The sequence below is a fragment of the Candidatus Obscuribacterales bacterium genome (assembly GCA_036703605.1).
GTDB lineage: Bacteria > Cyanobacteriota > Cyanobacteriia > RECH01 > RECH01 > RECH01.
Window position 1 is genome coordinate 1 of sequence record DATNRH010000646.1, and the last position, 1,054, is coordinate 1,054.

Annotated in this window: 1 protein-coding gene; it reads right to left on the reverse strand. The window is 52.6% G+C overall.

All coding sequences use genetic code 11. From position 1 onward, the window contains the following. Positions 1–952, reverse strand: a 952-nt coding sequence (locus tag V6D20_13520; GenBank protein ID HEY9816799.1) for an HNH endonuclease domain-containing protein, incomplete at its 3' end; no start/stop codon positions are given. Positions 953–1,054: the final 102 nt, after the last annotated feature.

Sequence of the window (1,054 nt, forward strand, 5' to 3'; positions counted from 1 at the left end):
GTTTTTCAGCTTTCGAAGCATTGGCGATAGTGGTAACCGGTAGTAGGTTCCATAGGTCATTGTTGGCCCATCGCGACCAAGGAAAATAGTGGTCAACCTCGTAATTTTTCCTGGTTAGCCTTCTGTCAGACCAAGCACAACGTAATTCGTCATGTTTGGCCAGGCGCTGATCCACCAAGTTTCGTATCAGGCCAGTATCTCGCCTGCCTTCTCTCCAAGCTAATGCTTGATGCAGCAACCCGGTGTCTTGATCTGGGTTGTAGAGCTGCATTAGCTGGGCCCACTCATGAAGAATGGCGGGCTCTACCCAGCAGGCATATCGGCCTAGACAGTCCCAAAGAGTTGCCGGGATTCTCAAGCGACCAAAAAAAGCTAGTGACTCCTTATCCAACCTGCCGATGAACTGCCGCCCGGGGCTTTTCGCCTCTGCCTGAAAAATCTGCTTGTTAGTGTTTGGCCACGTGATGAAGTGGGCCGGCATGATGGCTATCGTTCGGCTGGCAGCACGTAGCGCTGAGGTCATGATCTTTCGTAAGTCAAAACTGCCGAGTGCCTGACCAACACGGAAGTCATTTGGAGATATAGTGGCCAGGGACTTAAATCCGTCGTTCGCAAAACCTAGGCCTTTGGAGCCTGGAGACTGCCTCAAATTATGCTGTAGAAGTAGTGGCTGATAGATCCTGATCCAATATAGCGCTACCAAGCCGAGAGGAATCTCAACCCACTCGTCTGTACGAGCTATAACCATACCAGGGTTGCCTTCGGCTATATGGGTGAGGCAGCGCAGGAGAGCCAGCTTGTAGGTAGATGCCTTGTTATCATTGACGATGATGTGGCGCAGCGTTGGTAGAGCCCCTGTTCCATCGTCGGCAAGACGGAAGCAAAGACTCTCCCATCTGACGTCATGACGGCCAAGACGATCAGCTGTTGTATTGATCTGAAGTGGTACCAATGCTCGGTCGCGTGCCCAAGCCTCAAGTTGGTCACGGACGACGGGGTAGAAATGCCTGCCGGCGCTATCAGGTCCTTGCCGGTAGGTGATAGTCAGGACCCC